Origin of the sequence: Paenibacillus sp. JQZ6Y-1, assembly GCF_040719145.1 — a bacterium.
GTDB classification, from domain to species: Bacteria; Bacillota; Bacilli; order Paenibacillales; family Paenibacillaceae; genus Saccharibacillus; species Saccharibacillus kandeliae.
The window spans coordinates 178,134-194,007 of the sequence record NZ_JBFDUZ010000003.1; the positions used below are offsets into that span (position 1 = coordinate 178,134).

13 protein-coding genes are annotated in these 15,874 nt (G+C 49.5%); 2 read left to right on the forward strand and 11 right to left on the reverse strand.

The features are described 5' to 3' along the window. Positions 1 to 11 precede the first annotated feature (11 nt). The 9 genes from ABXR35_RS17030 to ABXR35_RS17070 all read right to left on the reverse strand — a co-directional run bounded on the left by ABXR35_RS17030 (position 12) and on the right by ABXR35_RS17070 (position 8,812). A complete protein-coding gene (locus ABXR35_RS17030) occupies positions 12 to 971 on the reverse strand; it encodes a DMT family transporter (RefSeq protein ID WP_367063113.1) in 960 nt (319 codons plus the stop codon). Then, entirely contained in the window at positions 968 to 1,606 is a 639-nt protein-coding gene (locus ABXR35_RS17035) for a GNAT family N-acetyltransferase (RefSeq protein WP_367063115.1), read from the reverse strand. The genes ABXR35_RS17030 and ABXR35_RS17035 overlap by 4 nt, the downstream gene beginning before the upstream one ends. An 18-nt stretch (positions 1,607 to 1,624) precedes the next feature. Then, positions 1,625 to 2,368, reverse strand: coding sequence for a metallophosphoesterase family protein (locus ABXR35_RS17040; RefSeq protein WP_367063117.1), 744 nt, complete (start codon positions 2,366 to 2,368; stop codon positions 1,625 to 1,627). 55 nt (positions 2,369 to 2,423) lie between these two features. Continuing rightward, the gene (locus ABXR35_RS17045; protein WP_367063119.1) at positions 2,424 to 3,416 is read right to left on the reverse strand and encodes a metallophosphoesterase; all 993 of its coding nucleotides are present in this window, start codon (positions 3,414 to 3,416) and stop codon (positions 2,424 to 2,426) included. Between the two features lie 202 nt (positions 3,417 to 3,618). Further along, positions 3,619 to 4,398 (reverse strand): DUF3891 family protein, encoded by a 780-nt coding sequence (locus ABXR35_RS17050; protein ID WP_367063121.1) that lies wholly within the window; start codon positions 4,396 to 4,398, stop codon positions 3,619 to 3,621. Positions 4,399 to 4,446: 48 nt separating this feature from the next. Continuing rightward, positions 4,447 to 5,244 carry an AAC(3) family N-acetyltransferase gene (locus ABXR35_RS17055; RefSeq protein WP_367063123.1) on the reverse strand — a complete coding sequence of 266 codons (798 nt, stop codon included), beginning with the start codon at positions 5,242 to 5,244 and terminating at the stop codon, positions 4,447 to 4,449. A gap of 159 nt (positions 5,245 to 5,403) precedes the next feature. After that, the gene (gene sdhB, locus ABXR35_RS17060) at positions 5,404 to 6,192 is read right to left on the reverse strand and encodes a succinate dehydrogenase iron-sulfur subunit (RefSeq protein ID WP_367063125.1); all 789 of its coding nucleotides are present in this window, start codon (positions 6,190 to 6,192) and stop codon (positions 5,404 to 5,406) included. A 139-nt stretch (positions 6,193 to 6,331) separates the two neighbouring features. Further along, positions 6,332 to 8,074, reverse strand: a complete 1,743-nt coding sequence (gene sdhA, locus ABXR35_RS17065) for a succinate dehydrogenase flavoprotein subunit (protein ID WP_367063127.1) — start codon at positions 8,072 to 8,074, stop codon at positions 6,332 to 6,334. 69 nt (positions 8,075 to 8,143) lie between these two features. Next, the gene (locus ABXR35_RS17070; protein WP_367063129.1) at positions 8,144 to 8,812 is read right to left on the reverse strand and encodes a succinate dehydrogenase cytochrome b558 subunit; all 669 of its coding nucleotides are present in this window, start codon (positions 8,810 to 8,812) and stop codon (positions 8,144 to 8,146) included. Positions 8,813 to 9,138: 326 nt separating this feature from the next. Here ABXR35_RS17070 and ABXR35_RS17075 point away from each other — a divergent pair, with 326 nt between their 5' ends. Then, complete coding sequence (locus tag ABXR35_RS17075; RefSeq protein ID WP_367063131.1) at positions 9,139 to 10,116, forward strand: LysR family transcriptional regulator; 978 nt, start codon at positions 9,139 to 9,141, stop codon at positions 10,114 to 10,116. A gap of 260 nt (positions 10,117 to 10,376) precedes the next feature. Beyond that, positions 10,377 to 12,488: a CPBP family intramembrane glutamate endopeptidase gene (locus ABXR35_RS17080; protein ID WP_367063133.1), complete on the forward strand. Its 2,112-nt coding sequence runs from the start codon at positions 10,377 to 10,379 to the stop codon at positions 12,486 to 12,488. Between the two features lie 209 nt (positions 12,489 to 12,697). Here the strand turns inward: ABXR35_RS17080 and uvrC are convergent, their stop codons facing one another. Next, positions 12,698 to 14,989 (reverse strand): excinuclease ABC subunit UvrC, encoded by a 2,292-nt coding sequence (gene uvrC, locus ABXR35_RS17085; RefSeq protein ID WP_367063135.1) that lies wholly within the window; start codon positions 14,987 to 14,989, stop codon positions 12,698 to 12,700. A 523-nt stretch (positions 14,990 to 15,512) separates the two neighbouring features. Further along, positions 15,513 to 15,830 carry a thioredoxin gene (trxA, locus tag ABXR35_RS17090; RefSeq protein ID WP_367063137.1) on the reverse strand — a complete coding sequence of 106 codons (318 nt, stop codon included), beginning with the start codon at positions 15,828 to 15,830 and terminating at the stop codon, positions 15,513 to 15,515. Positions 15,831 to 15,874: the final 44 nt, after the last annotated feature.

The following is a 15,874-nucleotide window of genomic DNA, read 5'->3' on the forward strand; positions in this document are numbered from 1 at the left end:
TACCACTCTTACTAATGTGTTCCAGACGCATTCGCCGCATCACTCGCTGCTACACGTCGCTCCCGATTCACCAGCACAATGCTACAGGTGACCAGCGCCAGAGCTGCAAACGACCAAACGGATGCTTTTTCATGCAGCCAGAGCGCTGACAGAATCACGCCGAATGGCGGTGACAAGAACAGATACATCGATACCTTGCCAACCTCATTGTACTTCATCACCGTATTCCACAGTGCAAATGCCCCCGCCGACAGCAGCGACAGATACAGCAGCATTAGTAGCCCTGTCCCATCCCAATCAAACGGAAATGGATTCCCAGACGCACAGCCGACCACAACCAGCCCGATTCCGCCCCAGAACATCTGCCGTCCTGTCAGACTAATCACTGGCTCAAAAGCCGCCTGACGGCGTGCCAGCACATTGCCTACACCACCAGATAGAGCGGACAGCAGCATTAGCAGCTCTGCAACACCAAACGCCAGATGCTGATTCCCGCCTGACGCCATCCCCATCACCGCAATACCGCCAAAGCCAAGCAGTAAGCCCAGCCATTTACGCGTAGACAGACGTTCCGTACGCACCAGCCAGCGCACTGCCAGCAACTGAAATAACGATACCGAGCCTGAAATGATCGACATCGTCATCCCTGAGCCATTGCCCAGCGCCGCATATACAAAAATATATTGCAAAAAGGTCTGTGTCAGCGCCAACACCACGAGCGAGGAAGCCGGAATACGCGCCGCCGGAACGCCGCGTGGCTTTAATAGCCATGCCAAGCCCATTAGTAGTAATCCTGACAATACAAATCGATAGCCCGCAAACAGCCACTGAGCGAATAGGTCGCTACTGCCAATATGCAGATGCGCATAGCTTAATTTGATAAACGGTAATGCACTTCCCCATAGCATCGTTGCCAGCACCGAGCTGACGACGACGCCAAGTCGACTTGTAAACCAGCGTTCCACCGTCATGGCGTCACAGAATCGCCGCCATGTTCACGCGATGACGAATACAGCGCAGCCCGGTTCTTGCGCAGCTGGAATTCACTTTGAGCAACTGAGTATACGATAATGCCCATTTCCTGCCAGTAGCTCTTAATACCGGAATTGGAAGGCGGCTGCTGACGCATACCGTTCTTTTCTAGTACGCGGATCGACAGATCGTTTTTGATATGACAGCGACCGACGATATGGGACAATCCCATTTGCTCAAAGCCAAAGCTAATCAGACTGCCTACCGCTTCGGTTGCGTAGCCTTTGCCCCAGAATGTTTTGCATAACGCAAAGCCAATTTCCGCACGCGCGGCATGCTCATCCCAACGCTGAAAGGAACAAACCCCATACATCGACTCCCCGTCTCGGGACATAATCGCAAAATGGATCGAACTCATACTACGAAACGCTTCCTCTACTCGGCGTCCCAACCGATCTGGCTGTAGCACCTGATATTCCTTCATCTCCGGTGTACCGTACAGATAAGTAAGCACCTGCGGATCGCTAGCGCAGTCCCACCAGCGCTCCACATGCTCCGCTGTAAGGCGACGCAGCACCAGCCTGTCGGTATGCAACTCGGGCACAGCTTGTTTCAAATCCTGTTTACTCAGCATCGCCATTCCTCCGCTTTCTTACTTCTGCAATGCCCGGTAGATGCCGGTACGCAGTTCTTTAATATAATAATCCATCGCCGGAATGTCGGCGTCAATGGCATCCTGTACGGCTTGCTCCACATCATACGGAATACGGGCAAACTGAATGGAATACGGAACCGGCTCGGTAGCATCCGCTTCGCCTTCTAAAATAACATAGGATGCCCCTTTGCCATCCAGCGGATTACCAACGCTACCGGTATTGAACAGCACGCGTCCATCCAAATGCTGCAAATACGCATTATGAATATCGCCGTAGCCGACCAGTTCAGGAATTTGAGGTGACGAAGCTTCTCTACCATCCTGCACCGGAGCAAACATATTCATCCGACTTTCCAGATCGTCCCACGGCTGTACCCGCTGAAACACACTTTCCGGCGAAGCATGCACAAGCGAGATCAATCGTCCGCTCAAGGTAAAGTCATATCGCAATGGCAGCGAATCCAGAAACGCCAATCGCTCCTCACCTAGACGACGGTGATGCCAGCCGAACAGCTCATCATTGTTGCTCATGCGCACGATTAACTCCTCCCAGTTACCGCGCAGCACGACTTCACAACGTTCTCGCACACTGTCTGTAATAGAGACCGAATCTGGTCCCTTGCCTACAATGTCGCCAAGACAAAAAATGCGCCGTATCCCACGGCGATCAATATCATCCAGCACCGCCTGCCAAGCAGGCATATTTCCATGAATATCTGATACAAGTGCAATACGTTCCATGATTTCCCCCTCCATCCTGACCGTTTGCCAGCATGATTCCATACGTGCCTGCAGATCAGGTCGACGCGCGGTGCAGTGTAAAGATGGTCAGCTCCGGTCGGCACATAAACCGTACCGGTAGCTGCGACATCCCGATTCCCCGATTCACATACAGTGGCAGATGACCCTCTTTGCCAGCCTTGTAGCCGCCCATCACATACTTGCGAGAGCCTTTTGGCGTAATAACCGCTCCAATCAGAGGTACCCGAATCTGTCCGCCGTGACTATGCCCAGACAGCTGTAAGCCGAATTGCAATTCTTCCGGTATGCGGTCAGCGTAATCTGGTTCGTGCATAAGCAGAATACGGCAGGCATTCTCTGGAATGCCTTTGGCTCCTTTATGTATGTCTGGGTTGCCCAGCAGTTGGTCATCCAAGCCAGCGATAGCCAGCACACCGTCGTCGCGGGTGATCACATGATTTTCGTTAATCAGCATCTGGAATCCACCTTGGCGCATCTGCTCCGATACCGCCAATACATCATCCAAATAGTCGTGATTGCCTAACACGGCGAATTTGCCTAAAGGTGCCTGCATCCGCTTTAGAATATCAATTCCACCATTCAGTTCGCTGGCGTATTCATCCACCATATCGCCAGTAAAGCAGAGCAGATCGGGCTTTTCGCCCATAATCACATCCGCCAGCTTGTCTAGATCGCTAGTATTCTTGCCCATGCCGAGATGCATATCGCTAAATTGCACCAATCGCATCCCATTCAAGCTGGGTGGCAGATTGGGAATGTCCAACGAAATATACACCTTTTCCAGCCAGTTCGGTTCACCGATCCAAGTGTAACTAAGTCCGCCCAGACCAAGTGCAGCGCCAGCCGCAAGACTACCTTTTAGAAACTGACGACGACTAAAGGTGCGGGCGTGCTTCGAGTCATTTTGATTACTATTTGAATTGATAGATGTCCATACACGCAATTCCGGGGAATGGATACTCCCGAAGCGGGTATATGCTTGAGTGTGATATGGCTTCAGGCGTGTTCCCTCCATTTCCCATGACAACGATAATTCGCTTTGATCATTATACGTCTGATATAGATATAATGATTATTTTGCCGAATCCTTGCGCCGCCGTCAAATGTAGAGGAGAGAAATGGAACATCATACAGCGCCTATTGCCAGTAATATCACCTATGTTGTACTGCGTTACCTGATATATACTCGACCTCGAAACATCATCTGTTCGTCATAGTAGAACGTATGCTTATACCGATTCCTTGCCGCGGAATACCACTTCCTGCACTTGCTCCTCTGACGCCTCATATGCCGCTTCAATGCCCTTTTCAGCAATAAGAGACTTGGATACTTCACGATAGATGATCGACGTTTCAAACGGCTGCAGGAACGGGAAAGGGTCAAGTACTACCTGCCGCTCATCTAGCCATGTTGGCATAATCGTCTCGTGGTTGGCGGCATCCAGCTTTTTGCCAACCTCAAAGCCCTTTTTCCACCATTCCATTTCGTCTTCCTTGGACACGCCCGGCTCGTTCAGACATACATACAGTGACAGATCGTCGCATAGCTCCAGCACCGCGCGATGGTAAAGTAGCTCCTCTTCGCCCGGTGAGGTCTGCTGCTTAATCCGCTCCTGACGCTTCTTCTCCTCATCCAGAAAATCACGTCCAAACGAGTTCTGTGCACCATATTCGCCGATCAGCGCACCGTAATGGAAGCTGGCAAGCATCCCAGCATACGGACACATTTCTTCCAGCTGATCAATCCCATAGCGATAAAACACCAGCTTCGCAGGCTCTGGAAAATCCAAAAATGAAAATGGACGCGCCTTCACTTCATTCCACATCGGAATCTGATCCAGTGGAATCCAGCCGCGGTCATGCTGCTCGCAGCCGAGCAGCACGTCTTCCCAGCGCTGCTGATCGCGCGAAGGCCCTTGATCCATTTGACGGGAAATCGCTCCCGATATGCGCGCATGGTCATGCTGCCGTATCATAATAAATGAGTCTTTGCGTTCTCTCCAGATCATATTTGTTAGCCCCCTTGTTCTGTACGTGCTATCACTATCTATATATCCTTAGCGGTTCTGTTCCAACCAGCTTGCTGCATAATCCACCAAGCCCCGTTGTTGGATCAATTTAGTAGTAGCATTTCCGATGGTTCCGGTTACAACGAGATGTGGACAATCACGCTCCAGATCAGCACCAATCCGATCAAAATCATCCGAATCAAAATTCAGATCGCGGAACCGTACCCATTGCTTGCCTTTATCCGTCGTTATCGGTGCATCCATGAAAATCTGCTTTTTCCCTTTCCATTCACTATGATATTCCGCCAGATGAATCGAGGTGTTGGTGTGATACGTCGTACCTAGCATCAGCACATATCCATTCGCATCGTATAAATGCTGTAGCGGCGATTGATCACCCAATCCATAATCAAGCGGATGCTGCTCTGCCCATGCCTTCGCATGCTTGCCACGAATCGCAAACGATACATGGGGATGATGGCTACGATGTACATCCCGCTGCTTACGGAATGTCTCAGCAATCACACCCATGCCTGACGTCACCGTAAAGTCTGGATCGTACGGCGGCATACTTTCGCGGATCAGATCCCACCAGCGCTGCTCAGCAGGCGGATAACGCCATAATTTCGGATCGGTCAGCTGCGATGTCTGCGTTGGCATCATCAGCGTGCCTTCTGAACCGAGTACATCTTCTAGCGCAAGAATGACGGTCTCTGCACCACCGGGAATCCAGCCGCCAATTTGTTTCAGCGAGGAGTGCAGCAGTACATTCATGCCTTGTTGCACGCCAAGCGCTGCAAATTCCGTTTTCAATTGGTTATAGCTAATCGGTCGTTCTGTAATCATATTCATTCCTCCGGTCCTATCCTGTTTCTATGTATATTCATTATGCGAGACCAAACAGATATGAAAAAGCGGGCCGCACGATTGTGTGCCACCCGCCTTCACCGAAAGATGCACGATGAGCGCATTTTCGTTCTGTATTTACTGCCGGTCTATACCAAATTATACACTCAACCAGCGTTTAAACATACGTTTGTTCGTTTCCTTGTTCAGATCCGCGATGGATGTAGTGAGCGGGATACCTTTCGGGCAAGAGCGCACGCAGTTTTGCGAGTTCCCGCACGCTTCGATACCGCCTTCGCCCATGATCGCATCCAGACGTTCTTCCTTGTTCATTTCGCCCGTCGGATGCGCGTTGAACAGGCGTACCTGAGACAATGGTGCAGGACCGATGAAGTCCGTTTTTTCGTTCACATTCGGACAAGCTTCCAGACAAACGCCGCATGTCATACATTTGGACAGCTCATATGCCCATTGACGCTTTGTTTCTGCCATCCGCGGTCCCGGACCCAGATCATACGTACCGTCGATGGGAATCCATGCTTTGACCTTTTTCAGTGCGCTGAACATGCGACTGCGGTCGATAACGAGGTCGCGTACGACTGGGAAAGTTTTCATCGGTGCAATCGTGATCGGCTGCTCCAGCTTGTCAACCAGTGAAGAACAAGCTTGGCGCGGTTTGCCATTGATCACCATGGAGCAGGCTCCGCATACTTCCTCTAGACAATTGGACTCCCAACATACCGGTGCGGTGTCTTTACCACCACTGTTTACCGGATTCCGTTGAATTTCCATCAGGGCGCTGATGACGTTCATGCCCGGACGATATGGAATCTCGAATTCCTCGTTATACGATGGGCCTTCCGGTTGATCCTGACGGGTGATGACAAACTTCACTTTCTTGGCTGTCTGCTGTGCTGCCGGGTTGCCGGTGGTTACTGCTTCCGCCATTGATAATGCCCCCTTGTTTGGACAATAAGATAGGTTGCGTGTGCAACATGATGCTAATCAGGCTCCCTGTTGCATTGTTTCCTTCACAGGAAGCCTTAAATCAATGAAACCTGACAGTATACGAAATAGACGTGACGTCTTAGCTTTTGGAATAGTCGCGGATACGCGGTGGAATGAGCGATACATCTACTTCATCGTAGGAGATCTTCGGTCCATCCGGTGTCCATGTAGCAACAGTTGTTTTCAGGAAATCTTCATCATTACGATTCGGGAAGTCTGGCTTGTAATGCGCGCCGCGACTTTCGTCACGCATCAACGCACCCAGCGTCATCGCTTCAGCCAGTTCCAGCATGTTCCACAGCTGGCGGGTAAAGGCTACACCCGGATTGTTCCAGCGAGAAGCATCGTTGACGTTGATTTTGTTATAACGCTGCTTCAGTTCCTTGATCTTATTGATCGTAGCTTGCAGCTTGTCGTTATAACGAACAACCGTCATATTGTCGGTCATCCATTCGCCCAGCTCACGGTGAATGACATAGGCATTCTCCGTACCATCCATGCCGAGCAGACGCTCATACTTGTCTTCCTGCTGCTTACGCGCGCTGTCGAAGACGCTTTGCGAGATGTCAGCGGACGATTTTTTGAGACCTTTTACATATTCGACTGCTTTTGGACCGGCGATCATGCCGCCGTAGATTGCGGACAGCAAGGAGTTGGCGCCCAAACGGTTTGCACCATGGTATTGGTACTCACATTCACCGGCTGCGAACAGACCTGGAATATTGGTCATCTGATTGTAATCGACCCACATGCCACCCATCGAATAGTGAACGGCTGGGAAGATTTTCATTGGAATTTTGCGCGGATCGTCGCCCATGAATTTTTCATAGATTTCGATGATACCGCCCAGTTTTACATCCAGCTCTTTCGGGTCTTTGTGAGACAGATCGAGATAGACCATGTTCTCATTATTAACACCCAGCTTCTGGTTGACGCAGACATCGAAGATTTCGCGAGTTGCGATATCACGTGGCACCAAGTTACCGTACGAAGGATATTTTTCCTCCAAGAAGTACCATGGCTTGCCGTCTTTGTATGTCCAGATACGTCCACCTTCACCACGCGCCGATTCAGACATCAGACGCAGCTTGTCGTCGCCCGGAATAGCAGTCGGGTGAATCTGGATAAATTCGCCGTTCGCGTAATTTACGCCCTGTTGATACACGGCACTTGCCGCTGTACCTGTATTGATAACCGAGTTGGTCGTTTTACCGAAAATAATACCGGGACCACCGCTCGCCAGAATGACCGCATCTGCACCAAAGGTAACGATCTCCATCGTACGCAGATTTTGTGCAGCCACACCGCGACATACACCTTCATCATCCAGTACGGCATTCAGGAACTCCCAGTTTTCGTACTTAGTAACCAGACCGGCTGTTTCCCAGCGGCGCGCCTGCTCATCCAGTGCGTACAGCAATTGCTGACCTGTGGTCGCGCCCGCGAAAGCGGTACGGTGATGCTTCGTTCCACCGAAACGACGGAAATCGAGCAATCCTTCTGGTGTCCGGTTGAACATAACGCCCATCCGGTCCATCAAGTGAATGATGCCCGGTGCTGCGTCGCACATCGCCTTAACCGGCGGCTGGTTGGCAAGAAAGTCACCGCCATAGACTGTATCGTCAAAATGCAGCCAAGGCGAGTCGCCTTCCCCTTTGGTATTAACTGCACCGTTGATGCCGCCCTGTGCACATACGGAGTGCGAGCGTTTCACCGGTACGAGTGAGAATAAATGAACGTGAACGCCAGCTTCCGCCGCTTTGACGGTTGCCATCAGACCAGCGAGACCGCCGCCCACGATGATAATATTGGATGTTGCCATAAGAAATTACCCTCCCCTTATAACGTGCCTGCTCCGGCAAATGAGCAAGGAATTCGCTCCACCGGTAATTTATGCAACTAGATGACGAATACTTTCAAATGCAACAGTCGGGTCCTGGAATTCCATGTTGCGGAATGCCACCATGGACAGCAGGAACATGATTGCTACAACCACGAAGATGGTCATACAGATATAGCTGGATACACGCTGCGCGCGCGGTCCTACCGTAATGCCCCACGTAACGAGGAAGGACCAGAGTCCGTTAGAAAAGTGGAACGATGCGGAAACAACGCCGATCGCGTACAATACAAAGGTAACGGGATTGGTCATAATATTGTGCATGATCCCGCCAAGCTGTTCATGCGTAACATTGCCCAGAGCAACTTGGAAACGTGTATCGTACACGTGCCATGCCACATAGACGAATGTAATAACACCGGTTACACGCTGAAGCGTATACCGCCAGTTGCGTTCATTGCCAAAATGGTTATTGTTCGGCTTCGCCTGATAAGCGATATACAGCCCGTAAATACCGTGATACAGCAGTGGCAAGAAGATAAACACAAGTTCCAAAACGAGGACCAGCGGCAAACCGTTCAAAAATGCCACGCCTGCGTCAAAGGATTCCTTTCCCCCTTCGTATGCGGAAAAGTTGGTGATCATATGCTCGATAAAGAACAATCCGAGCGGAATGATCCCGAGCAGCGAGTGCAGCCTTCTGGCGTAGAAGCCTTTCATGAATGACGTTCCCCTTTCATAATAAGAGCGTTTTCATTGCGACAAGCATGTAAAATGCCGCCTAGACTCGGATAGACGGTAATGGATCGGACCTCCGGCTACCCTTGCATAGGAAGTTCCCCATCTTCCGTAGCGTTGCAACCTGTTATTTAGAAATCAGCGTATTTTGACGTTACAGACACTCCATTTGAGGAGGCTGTCACATAAAATTACGTTGTGAACAAGTTGTGTCTTTTTCATGTTACTCTAAATTGTCTTATAATGGAATTGCAATATAATTATTAATTGTTATAACTTTTTTGCATAAGAGAGGAGACTTTTGTCAGATGATTGAAGATCTGGATGTGTTTGCAGTCGTTGTGGAGCAATCTAGCCTCAACCAGGCTTCACGACTGCTCAACCTGTCGCAACCTGCCTTATCGCGTAAAATTGCCAAATTGGAGGAACAGCTGGGCGTATCGCTGTTCAATCGTAACGGAAAGCGGCTGGAGCTAACCGCCATCGGGCGGCTAACGTATACATTTGCACTAGAACAGCGTCAGCAGCAGCTGCGCTTTTTACAAAGTCTGAATCGGTATAAGTCAGAAGAACAAACCACCGTCACCTTCGGCGCTAGCCTGACTACATTGCAAACGACGATGCCACCACTCGTCCGCAGCTTTACCGAAAAGCATCCGTATGCCGAAGTGAAGCTGATTACAGGCAAGACCCATGAGATTGTCAATGACATTCGTGACAAGCGGGCAGACATCGGCATCGTCGCTTCGTCGATTCATGAATCGGGCTTAGTATGCGCGCCGCTGTTCGACGATCATCTGGAACTGGTTATTCCCAAAAGTCATCCGCTGGCTGACCAAAAACAGCCGGGTATGCAAAGTTTACAAGGATTGCCGATGATTATGTTTTCCAAAGGCACGTGGTATCGCAAGCTGATCGACGATGTATTCCACCGTTATATGGTGATGCCGGATCTGCGGATGGAGATCGATTCGTTTGAAGCAATCGTTCGTTTGCTGCCGATCTGTATGGCGGCGGCACTGCTACCACGCTCGTATATTGGCGAGCAGCTGCTATCCAGCAATGAATTGGTATCCCTGCATATCCCAGAGCTAGAGCAGACGCGGCGCACGACCTGCCTGATCTACAATGAAGCCGCCGAGCTAGGCAGTGCTGCCCGCCAGTGGATTGCTGATACAACTGCTAACTTCAGCAATCGTTCGCCGATGATCCGCGATGCCAATATTCGAGTAGAGGACAATCCGCCGCTGCTAGAAAATGAGCAATTATCGCCGGATGAAGAGTAAGAATGATACTCCCTTTCCAGGCGTTGCAGCGACTGTCCGATCTGCATACAATCCCGTTATAAACGAAGGTGTAGTGCTTTTGCAATGGGTAGCCGATTGCGCTACACTTGCATTACGCATACCTGTCATCGCCCAACGCTTGGTGACAGTACAGAGAAAGCTGATTATGGCATGGTTTTTTACGGTTAATACGCCGTATAGATACCGTATGCCGCTGCTGTATACATGCCATCATTTATTTTCATTACAAGGAGGAACTCATGAATCCCACAGGACAGCCCGTACAATTGAAACCCAATTATAAAATACTGGGCATACTCGCTATCATCGGTCTGGTTTTCTTTCTATTTACACAGGTGTTTCCGATTACGCCTTCCGATACGCTGGAAACCGAACAGACTGCATCCATTACGTCACAGCAAGCGATACAAAAGGCGGAAACGTTCCAATCCAGTCTGCCCCTCAGTGAGCAGGAACGCAGCAATCTCGGTACGCCTAGCGTTACCTATGTGACCAATCCAGAACTAAGCGGTTATATCGCGCGCGAGAAGCTGGGCAGTGACTACAGCAAATCCGTAGAAAAGCTCGCTCCCTATGATGTATTCCGCGTACATTACAGCAATCCCCAACATTCTGTAGATATTGATGTACATATGAACACGGGCAATGTGGTTGGTTTCAAGATCGGTCAAATGTCGAAGTCGCTGACTGATTTGACTACTGATTCTCCATCCAACAACGACGGATCGCTCACGCTTTCGGAAAAAGAAGAACTGGCACATCCACTACTGCTGACGCTCGGCTATGATCCTTCCAAGCTGAAATTGCAAAGCACCGAAGATCAGCCGGGTCTTGATTATATCGTGGACGGCGCCAGCATCGGCGAAGCTCAGCTGCATCTGAAGCTGGCATTTGACGAGAATCAAGTTGCTTCATTGGAGCCTGTGCTAACACCACCTTCATCCTATACTAGCTATATCAAATCCCAGACCAATCTAGCGATTTGGTTGACGATTGGTGGTTACGGCTTCTTCACACTTGTACTCGGCGTACTTGCCATCGTATTCGCTTCGATCAAGCGCCGCCATACTTCTTTTAAAAGAGGGATTCTGCTTAGTATTATCTATTTTGCCGTATCCATTATTAGCGTCGTCAACATGTGGCCGTATCTGGAACGCCTGTATGGCGGCAACTCGTATGGCGAAGTGATATTGCTCGTTATGGTCGCGCTGCAACTGGTGCTAAACGTGCTGATGGCAGTGCTGCTATACTTCTCACTCGTGGGCGGAGATGCCTTGTGGCGCGAGCGCGGTATGAATATGTGGCCGCGTCTACATGAAAAGGGCTATGGCAAATACGTACTACACAGCGCAGCGATTGGTTATCTGTTTGCCATCATCCTGCTGGGCGTGCAATCAGTTATCTATCTGCTACTGGAAAATTCGCTCGGCGTCTTCTCTTCCAGTGACGATTCCAGCTCACCGTACAATATGGTGATTCCAGTTCTACTGCCGTTACTCGCTTGGATGGCAGGTATCGGTGAAGAGGGCGTCTACCGCCTATTCGGGATCGGCATGCTGAAAAAGCTGCTGCGCAATACATTTGTCGCGTCTGCACTGACCTCCATAATCTGGGCGCTCGGTCATACGCTGTATCCGATCTATCCCGTATATTCACGTCCGATTGAGCTGCTGATCATCGGTCTGCTGTTCAGCCTTGTATTCCTGCGCTATGGCTTTATCGCTGCTGTCTTCGCTCACGTGATGTTCGATACGATTCTGATGTCGTTCAGTCTGATGCTGACTGGCGGAGCCAGCAATGTTGCGTTCGGTATTTTCTATATCATCATGCCAGCGATTATCGCTTATCTGATCTATCTGTATGCGCGCAACAAGGGCGTAGATAACGCGTATCCACCGTACACACCACCGCAGCAGCCGTATGCTCCATTCCCGGGTGCTGTACCGGAAGGCGAACAACCATACTATCGTCCAGATCTACCACCACCGAGCAATGTGCCTAACGACCCGCAGCGCTTCCGTATGTACGAGGAACCGCAGCAAGGTCAATCACAGCCGTCTCATCCGCAACAATCGGAACAGCAGTCATCACAGACACCATATGACGGGCATTCTATTCAACAGGGAACACCAGCAGTACCGCAACAACCAACAGAACCATCTGTGCAAGCCGAGTCTCCATCGACGCCTATGCAACCGCCTGTAGAGCCTTATACACCTAATCTGCAAAAGCCAGTTACGCCTACAGAGAACGAAAGCACAACCAAGCCATCGGAGCAGGATGACTCTACTACACAACGGAACGACTCTGATCCACTGGACAAAGACGACGATCCTTATCGTAAACCTTGAATCTCGAATCTTAGTTAAAGTGTCCTGCATCACCCATTCAAACGAAACATCCATTCGTAAATAGAATAATATAAGAAAAGCCCTGACCTGTAACGGTCGGGGCTTTTTCTTATGGATTCGCTAGCATTACAACTATACAATTCCACTTACCTTGCTCATTCTTCGTGTCATTCTTATAGTCCATTCAACTAGCACATTTCATGCTATTCCTATTCTTCCTTCAACGCATCCAAAATCGTGCGCGCCAGCTTATCGCCAATCGACAGCGGGCGGAAATCTTCAATGCTCGCCTCACGAATTTTTTTCACCGAGCCAAAATGCTTGAGCAGCTGCTTACGCCGCTTCTCCCCGATGCCCGGAATACTATCCAGCTGCGAGACGACCATTGACTTGGCGCGCTGCTCACGGTGGAATGTAATCGCGAATCGGTGAACCTCGTCCTGAATCCGCTGCAATAGGTAAAATTCCTGACTATCGCGTGCCAGCTTAACCGCTTCCGGTGGATCGCCAATCATCAGTTGCGCGGTACGGTGCTTCGCATCTTTGACCAGACCGCATACCGGAATAAACAAGCCCAGCTCATTTTGCAGTACATCAATCGCCGATGAAATCTGACCTTTCCCACCATCGACTACGATCAGATCAGGCATCTCCAGATTTTCCTTGAGCACACGCTCATATCGGCGGCGAATGACTTCACGCATCGTGCCATAGTCATCGGAGCCTTCTACCGTGCGTACTTTGTATTTGCGATATTCTTTGCGCGCAGGCTTACCATCTACAAATACGACCATCGCTGATACGGGATTAGTCCCCTGAATATTGGAGTTATCAAACGCTTCAACCCGGTGCAGATTCTCCAAACCGATCGCTTGACCGAGATTTTCGGCAGCCTTGGAGGTACGTTCCTCATCGCGTTCAATCAAACGGAACTTCTCGTCAAGCGAAACGCGGGCATTGTCCTGCGCCATCGTAATCATCTGCTTTTTCAAACCACGGCGTGGGATCAGCACCTTCACACTCAGCCATTGCTGTAATAATGCCGCACTGCTAATTGCATCCATAGAATCCTTGCCACGATTAGCAGCTTCGCCTTCGACAGCACCAGCTTCATCCGATCCATCCGGCGCTTGAATTGCTGCTTCGTTAGAAACCGAAGAAGCGTTCACGTTGTCTTCTGTACCTGTATAAGAAGCCGCTGCCGCTTCAAAGGCAGTCTGCTCAGCGCTTTCTTCATCAGCATCCTCAGCAGCCAATTCTTGCGCATCAATACGCAGCCATGATGTCTGGTTTGGATTGGCAGATGAGCTGTCCGAATCTTCCGGCGTAGCTTCGTCATGCTGCTGTGCTTCCTCAGCCTGCTGTGCAGCCGATTGTATCGCATATGCCTCACCCTGCTCTGCGACACGTTCCGTTACATCATTGAAGCCAGTCGCTACGTCGTTACGGTCGACATCAACATCATGTAACCCTTGCTGTTCAGCAGCATCCAACGCCACATCATCCGCTCTGTTCAGATCGACAAATAATTCCTCTGCGGGCAGCATAATTTCCTGCGGCATTGCCGGATTATCACTATAATACTGAGTCACATACGACATAAAGTCATTGTATGGCTCGCCGTAAAAAGGAAAGACCGACGCATGACGCTCGATCATTTTGCCTTGACGCACGTACAGAATTTGCACGCACATCCAACCTTTATCCACAGCAAAGCCAAACACATCGCGGTCTTTGGCATCTGCCATCGTGATTTTTTGCTTTTCCATCAACGCATCAATATGGCGAATCTGATCGCGCAATTCCTTCGCACGTTCAAAATATAAATCCTCCGCCGCTTCTTCCATTTTGCGCTGCAAATCCTTCTTAATCTCTTCATGACCACCGCTCAGAAAACGTGTAATCTCCTGACGAATATCCTCATAGGATTTCTCTGGCACTTCATATTCGCAAGGCGCCAGACATTGCCCCATATGATAATACAAACAAACTTCCTTCGGCATTACTTTGCATTTACGCAGCGGGTACATCCGATCCAGTAGCTTTTTCGTCTGCTGCGCGGCAAACGCATTCGGATACGGTCCAAAATATTTTGCCTTATCCTTCAGCACTCGGCGCGTCACTTCCAGCCGTGGATGAGCTTCATTCGTAATCTTGATATATGGAAAGGTTTTATCGTCCTTGAGCAGAACATTATATTTGGGCTGATGCGTTTTGATCAGGTTACACTCCAAAATAAGTGCTTCCATATTACTACCAGTAACAATGTATTCAAAATCGCGAATATCCGCGACCAAACGCTGTGTTTTGCCGTCATGACTGCCTGTGAAATAAGAGCGGACACGGTTTTTGAGAATTTTCGCCTTACCGACGTAAATGATCGTGCCTTCCCGGTTTTTCATCAGGTAACAGCCCGGCAGATCAGGCAGCAGTGCAAGCTTATTGCGAATGTTATCCATCGCATGCTCCTGTTCCTGAATTGTTTCGTAGTGCGAATCCATAGACTGCTCCTTTCTGTCTCTGTACGCAGATTGCCGATTCTGCCGAAGAACCTCACCTGTCTATAAAAGAAGGTAACTCCCCTCGCATCGACCTGCTTCTCTGTTGTATCGGAATTACCGTTATCATCGTTCGTTCGGGTAGATAGCTTGTTCCATATAGCACTATAAAGAACAGCAATCGCCAAAATGATGACTACTACCTATTAACCGCATCCGGCGTACTTGCCGCGCGCTTGCGGATACATATGCTATATCCTCTTCTTGACCATTTCTATCCTATACATCAACATTCTCACATGCTTTATAGCACTGATCTACTTTGATATAGCAACATATGTTCTATTCTATTATAAAACAATAGACTCTCAGTAATCCATCCCTATCTATCCAATCCACCCATTCCATGATGAAGGATAAAGGCATACAGCAAACAACAATGACGCCCACACGACAAAAATACGGCAACCGCCCAGATGGACAGTTGCCGTATCATATTGCATGACATTCAAGAATGAGATGCGAATTATTGGTGTTTTGCCAGGATCGATTTCAGGGAGTCTTTGGAGTTCAGACCTACCACTTTATCAACTGGTTGACCGTCTTTGAAGAAGATCATTGTTGGGATACTCATTACGCCGAAACGGGAAGCCGATTCAGGGTTTTCGTCAACATTGACTTTAGCGATTTTTACGTTGTCGCCAAGTTCAGTGGACAGCTCATCCAGAATTGGAGCTAGCATTTTACAAGGTCCGCACCACGGTGCCCAGAAGTCTACCAGTACTGTGCCTTGTCCTTCCACTTCGTTTGAGAACGTTTGATCAGATACATTAACGATTGCCATGGAAAAATCCTCCTCATGAATACATTTATTTGAAATATTACTTA

Coding starts and splice junctions, on each gene's coding strand:
- ABXR35_RS17030 (WP_367063113.1), bottom strand. CDS start 971: ATGACGGTGGAACGCTGGTTTACAAGTCGACTTGGCGTCGTCGTCAGC.
- ABXR35_RS17035 (WP_367063115.1), bottom strand. CDS start 1,606: ATGCTGAGTAAACAGGATTTGAAACAAGCTGTGCCCGAGTTGCATACC.
- ABXR35_RS17040 (WP_367063117.1), bottom strand. CDS start 2,368: ATGGAACGTATTGCACTTGTATCAGATATTCATGGAAATATGCCTGCT.
- ABXR35_RS17050 (WP_367063121.1), bottom strand. CDS start 4,398: ATGATCTGGAGAGAACGCAAAGACTCATTTATTATGATACGGCAGCAT.
- ABXR35_RS17055 (WP_367063123.1), bottom strand. CDS start 5,244: ATGATTACAGAACGACCGATTAGCTATAACCAATTGAAAACGGAATTT.
- sdhB (WP_367063125.1), bottom strand. CDS start 6,192: ATGGCGGAAGCAGTAACCACCGGCAACCCGGCAGCACAGCAGACAGCC.
- sdhA (WP_367063127.1), bottom strand. CDS start 8,074: ATGGCAACATCCAATATTATCATCGTGGGCGGCGGTCTCGCTGGTCTG.
- ABXR35_RS17070 (WP_367063129.1), bottom strand. CDS start 8,812: ATGAAAGGCTTCTACGCCAGAAGGCTGCACTCGCTGCTCGGGATCATT.
- ABXR35_RS17075 (WP_367063131.1), top strand. CDS start 9,139: ATGATTGAAGATCTGGATGTGTTTGCAGTCGTTGTGGAGCAATCTAGC.
- ABXR35_RS17080 (WP_367063133.1), top strand. CDS start 10,377: ATGAATCCCACAGGACAGCCCGTACAATTGAAACCCAATTATAAAATA.
- uvrC (WP_367063135.1), bottom strand. CDS start 14,989: ATGGATTCGCACTACGAAACAATTCAGGAACAGGAGCATGCGATGGAT.
- trxA (WP_367063137.1), bottom strand. CDS start 15,830: ATGGCAATCGTTAATGTATCTGATCAAACGTTCTCAAACGAAGTGGAA.